This is a genomic window from Massilia jejuensis (assembly GCF_042656795.1).
Lineage (GTDB): Bacteria > Pseudomonadota > Gammaproteobacteria > Burkholderiales > Burkholderiaceae_D > Telluria > Telluria jejuensis.
Window position 1 is genome coordinate 1 of sequence record NZ_JBHSMS010000046.1, and the last position, 5143, is coordinate 5143.

Annotated in this window: 6 protein-coding genes; 2 read left to right on the forward strand and 4 right to left on the reverse strand. The window is 56.4% G+C overall.

Features of this window, described 5'->3' with window-relative positions; all coding sequences use genetic code 11:
- A partial coding sequence (locus tag ACFPOU_RS15305) for a transposase (RefSeq protein ID WP_379722905.1) occupies positions 1-101 on the reverse strand: 101 nt, incomplete at its 3' end.
- 438 nt (positions 102-539) lie between these two features.
- On the opposite strand from ACFPOU_RS15305, the gene ACFPOU_RS15310 reads away from it, so the two are divergent.
- Together ACFPOU_RS15310 and ACFPOU_RS15315 are read left to right on the forward strand one after the other, a co-directional pair.
- Complete coding sequence (locus ACFPOU_RS15310) at positions 540-1109, forward strand: tyrosine-type recombinase/integrase (protein WP_379722908.1); 570 nt, start codon at positions 540-542, stop codon at positions 1107-1109.
- 306 nt (positions 1110-1415) lie between these two features.
- Positions 1416-1775, forward strand: coding sequence for a hypothetical protein (locus ACFPOU_RS15315; RefSeq protein ID WP_379722893.1), 360 nt, complete (start codon positions 1416-1418; stop codon positions 1773-1775).
- 509 nt (positions 1776-2284) lie between these two features.
- Here ACFPOU_RS15315 and ACFPOU_RS15320 read toward each other — a convergent pair.
- The 3 genes from ACFPOU_RS15320 to ACFPOU_RS15330 form a co-directional block, all read right to left on the reverse strand.
- Complete coding sequence (locus tag ACFPOU_RS15320) at positions 2285-2545, reverse strand: PAAR domain-containing protein (RefSeq protein ID WP_379722896.1); 261 nt, start codon at positions 2543-2545, stop codon at positions 2285-2287.
- Positions 2546-2577: 32 nt separating this feature from the next.
- Positions 2578-3723, reverse strand: coding sequence for a T6SS immunity protein Tli4 family protein (locus tag ACFPOU_RS15325; RefSeq protein ID WP_379722899.1), 1146 nt, complete (start codon positions 3721-3723; stop codon positions 2578-2580).
- On the reverse strand, positions 3720-5143 hold a 1424-nt coding region (locus ACFPOU_RS15330), incomplete at its 5' end, for an esterase/lipase family protein (RefSeq protein WP_379722902.1). The genes ACFPOU_RS15330 and ACFPOU_RS15325, both read right to left, overlap by 4 nt.

Sequence of the window (5143 nt, forward strand, 5' to 3'; positions counted from 1 at the left end):
ACCCCGAGCCGCTGCGCTACCTCGCTCGCTGGGTGCCCACGCTGGGCTACCTGCTTGACTGCTGCTATCTTGAATTCCTCTGTGTACCGCTTGCCGCTCATACCTTCTCTTTGTGCCCTATATTATGGCTCAGGAGTGTCTACAATAGCCGTGGCGATTCATACATCTCCGACCGCATCGCCACGCGAGAAGCGGGCTGGTCGGATCATCATATTGCCGCGCATCGCAAGATTATTCAGGAAGGCGGCCACCCTCGGAAGCGCAGTCCAGCGCTGACGAAGGCTGGTCCACTCTGGTCTTTGTCCAAGTTGCGGCTCGTCGACCTGACGAATGAGCGGGTAGAGGTCTGGGCGAGGGAAGAGGCAAAGATCCACCCCTCGAGCGCACGACTGGCCTGGAGGCTGCTCAAGGCGTTTATGAACTGGTGTGCCTCGCATAAAACGTATTCGATCCTGGTTCCCACCAATCCCACCAAGAGCGCGCGGACCCGCGAAAGCCTGGGTAAAGAGAAGCGGCGCCACGACGTTCTTCAGCGCGAGATGTTGCAGTCGTGGTTCAACGCAGTGCGTAAGATCGGAAATCCGGTCATTGCAGCCTACCTTCAGGTTTTGCTGGTCACCGGCGCCCGGCGGGAGGAGCTTGCTGCATTGAAGTGGGCCGATGTGAACTTCCAGTGGGGCAGCATCAAGCTGTCGGACAAGGTTGAGGATTTCCGAATGGTTCCGTTGACTCCCTTCGTTGCTGAGCTTCTAACCAATCTGCCGCGTAGGAACGCATATGTGTTCTCCAGTCCGACGTCAGCATCCGGACATATCGCAGAGCCACGAATTGCTCATAACGAGGCTGTTGCGGTGGCCAGTTTGTCGAAGCTTACCTTGCACGGCTTGCGACGGTCGTTTGCCACCTTGAGCGAGTGGGTCGAAACGCCGAATGGTATCGCCGCACAAATTCAGGGGCATGCGCCGCAAGGCGTGCGTGAGCAGAACTACATCCGCCGGCCGCTTGATTTGCTGCGAGTCTGGCATATGAAGATTGAGGCGTGGATACTCGAGCAGGCTGGGATCGTCTTAGCGCCGGCACCGGCAGCGTTCCGTATCGTCGCTTCCTGAAACTGCGCCTGCCTCGGCCTACATCGATTGATGCAGTCCTTTGACTGGCGTGCAGCCGATCTTTGCCGCGATCGATGTGATCGTGCCCCACTATGAATCGTGCTGGCTGCCGGCTTCACTGATCATGCGCACAGCGCGCTCGATGCCTTCGGGCAATACTTGCGTTGTCTCTTCATGGCTCCATGCTCCCAAACAATGGAGTCTCTACAAAACCGGGTTACTTCATATCTCGTGGACGGCACAGCGAAGGTGAACGCGTTCTACCCTAACGACTGTGCCCGGAATTACTGGGCGGTGGAGGAGTGAATGAACGAGGACGGCATTTCGGGACGAACCGTGTTTTTATGCTCGGTTGATGCATTCGTTGCAGGGTTGTTATTTACTCTTGCTATTTTACTTGCGCTTTTGCAAAGCCCATCCGATTTTGTAGGGGTGCTAACCGATATTAAAGTGCATTTCTATTGGGATAGCCGGGCCCTTGGTTTGTCCGGTGCTGCAACGATGCTTGCAGTAGCCGCTTGGCGCTCTTGGCGAATCTATCAGTCCAAGGTGATAACAGGACCAATGCAATTGGGGCTTGGACTTTTAGGATGCGCGCTGGTCTCATTCAGATTTTTCCTCTTCGTGAATGGGTTAAGTAAGGCAATCATCGACGGCATCATGTGAACTGCTTCGAATTTTGTAGAGAGTCCATTGCCTGGGGGAACGGAGCTGTGAAGAAGCAACCCAAGCATTTCCTTAAATTATTGAGTGTGCTGTGCGGATGGTGAGGGAAGCGGCAGCCAGTAAAGATTCACAGTCGGCAGCGCTCACATCGATCGAGCCCAAAATTGGCTGGACTTCAGAGACACTGCGCCGCTGGGTACACCAGCCAGCCAGAGCGCGCCACCTTCCAGCGTCTACCACCGGCTAACGCCAAAGAAGAAGAACGCGTCAAGGCGCCTGAGCGAGAAGTCCGCGAGCTCGCAGGGCAAATGAGGGCTGCGTCAGACGAGTGCTTTTGCCCAAGCGGAGCTCGGCCGCTACTTCCCAAGCCGTGAGAGCATTCGACCAGCGGTACCGCCATGCCCATCCGCCGGCCGCAGCTGAGACAAACTATTAGAACGAACTGAGCACTCAAGCCACCCGGCCTGATTTGCATTAACAGGGCCTTTACCAAGGCAGGGTGGTTCTCCTCACCACCCAATCGAGGTTATCAACCGTGCGCCGCATGCCGTTGTGTCACCGTCATAAGCATACGGCTTACCTTCGTGTTTCGCACCGGCACCATCCGGCTTAATCGCAAAGTTACCTTTGCATTTCGGGCAGACCGTCATGTCATCCTGTAGTGCTGCGACGACGCCCATCACGGTGGTGCCCGACGTCGCGCTGATGACCTGCCCGCCGTGATCGGTTTTATCGTTCAATCGAATCACGCCGCGGCCCTGATGTTTCATCATCACTCCTAGATTGAGATACTGCTGTCGCGTTACTCAGCACCAGACTTACTTGGGTTGCCAGCGGAGAAGAAGTAGGACCCCTCGGGTGCGCCAGGTACCTTGACCCGGAACTTCAAGCCGGAAAGGAGTTTGTCCCACAGCGCAACGGCCTCGTCGTTGCTGACCGACGCTGCTTTGGCGGCCCCGACCATATTGGTCTCGACCTTGGTGAACATGGCGGCGTGAAATGAGGACGGATTTGCTACGTCTCTCGGCGTACCGACGAAGGCCCACTCAAAGTCATGGGTGCCGTCGGGCCTGCGGATGAGGGATTCTTCGCCATGCCAGTGCTGCACGTCCCGCTTTCCTTCGCGTAGCACGTCACGCTGGGGGTAAAGAACGCCTTGCATCTTCTGGGCGCTCTTGATGCGGGCGAGCAAGGGCAATGCGTCGCGTTTCATTTCTTCGAATCTCTCCTTTTTATAGTCGGCATAGGCGTCCTTGTTCGAGCTGATCGAGAACGTGATATCCGGGAAACTGGGCAAGTAAATTCCAGCACTCGCCATCTCTTGATGATCGTACCGATCACTAGCCATGAAGGCGTGCTTGATGCAAAAGCCTGGTTCGGTCGGTACTTCGTCCGCAGCGCGCAGCCGCAAGCTCTTGGCCCGCGCGCGTTGTCTGGCGATTACCGCGCTTTCGGATTCGCCTTTTTCGATGGCGTCTCCGAGCATGAAGGTGATCTCGCCTTTACTGATATATGTGTCGAAGAACAGTGAATTGTCCTCCTTTGCGAATTCGTTCTCGAAATAGCGCGTCTGCCAGCTATCCTCGATTGGCCCTGCTTCGTTGTAAGTGATTTCGGCAGTAGCATCTTCCCACTTCAGTTTCGCCACTTTTTCTTTTGCCTTGTGCTTTCCTTTTTCGATTCCACCTGGAATTACTCTGATTCTTGATGGAAACGAGAGTTCCCCCATAATGAGCTGGGCTTCCTGAGGCACTTCGATCGCATAGCGGCCGAAGCAAAAGATCTTTGTGTTCTCGAACAGCGCGCGCAGGCGCGGACTTAGCTTGACTGGTTCGGGCACGGCGGCCTCCTTATAGGCATAATTACGAGAATTTCCAGCTAACGACAGCAACGCGATGAGTAATACCGCGAGCATTGCGGCGCGCTTCGGGGACAGAATGCTTTTCACGATGTCTCCCATTTCGCCGTCTTAGCGATTTGAACGACCGAATACAGCAGGGACGCCAGCACATCCTGGTCGGCATAGCTGTTCTGGTGTTCGTAACTCTTGCCTTTTGTTTCGCCGTGCACGAACAGCGTGCCTGTGATCAGCTTGGCGGAGCGCGCGGCGGGGACGGTTTCGTCGCCAGGCGCGGCTGGCGGTTGCAGGGCGAGCGTCAGCACCCGGCTGTCTGCCTGGACTTTCAATGTGCCTTGGGCGTCGTCGCTCACCAGCTTCCAACTTTCGACCGGCGTAAGCAGGATGTTGCGGGAGTCCCACACTTCAGGATCGGTCACTTTGAATACGACCTCGCCATAGCTGAGACGTTCCGGCGACGCACAGAAGCTGCCGTAGCAACTGGTCGGATGGAAGGTGGTCTTGATGTCTTCGATAAATTTACTGGCATCTTTCAGACGACTGATAACCGCATCAATGCCCCCACCATCCTTTTTTTCTACGCGCCCGGGGTTAACCCAGTCCGGATTGATGAGCCGCCACCATGAATCGGCGGGTTGCAGGTAAATGCTTTCCAAAGTGCTCGCTCTGGCGCCGGGCCAGCTCCACATCTCGCGCCCGGACCCGTCCACGACCTTTAGCCACGATTTGCCGTAAGCGGAACCGGGAAACAGTTCCAGTGCGGCGGGCGCGTTGGCTAGGATGGCAGTAGCATGTTCCCCATTGAGACCAAGAATGCTCGCCTTGGTTTCGGGAAACAGGAACGAATCATCTAGGAAACCGAAACGCATGCGTTTATAGGAGGCAGCGGCACCCATGGTCGGCATCACGTTGTGATAGATGCCAAGTACCTTGACGGCGGGGTCGTTCAGCAGGTTCCCATATTTTGGATGAATGAGCGCGCGCGCCAGCAGGCCGCCCATGCTATGCGTCACGACGATCACCTCGTCGCATTTGAAGCCCCGCTTCTGGTAACCCTTGGCAAGCCCCCGGATGCGCTCGGCGATCACCTTCGCGGTTTTGCCGTTGCTTTTCAAAAAGTTGTATCCCATGGCATGGACCGGATACCAGCACGCGGCGATCTTTTTCAGATCCTGCTCGGTCAGCGGCTCCCCTGCGTCCACACCGCCGAAAGTGCGTGGATCGGCGAAGTACGGCTTCCACATCGGGTTTGCCGAATTGCCTGCGACCATATTGTTAAGGTGGCTTTCAGCCGTTTTCAGGAGCTTCCCATAAGAGCCAGTGAACAGCACTTCGCTCCAGCCCCGCCAGCGTGCGACTTGCGCTGGCGATTCGCGTTTCTTCGCGATTTGTTGGCCGGGTCTCCATCCTGTCGGCTTGCGCGTCCCTACGAGGGGCGGAATAGCTTCGAGGTTATCAGGGACGTTCTGATGCCGCTTGTCCGCTGCCAGCGTTTCCGGGCCCTCGGGAT

Bases quoted from the DNA above. Each gene is read 5' to 3' on its own strand.
- ACFPOU_RS15310 (WP_379722908.1), top strand. From the start codon at position 540: ATGTTGCAGTCGTGGTTCAACGCAGTGCGTAAGATCGGAAATCCGGTC.
- ACFPOU_RS15315 (WP_379722893.1), top strand. From the start codon at position 1,416: ATGAACGAGGACGGCATTTCGGGACGAACCGTGTTTTTATGCTCGGTT.
- ACFPOU_RS15320 (WP_379722896.1), bottom strand. From the start codon at position 2,545: ATGAAACATCAGGGCCGCGGCGTGATTCGATTGAACGATAAAACCGAT.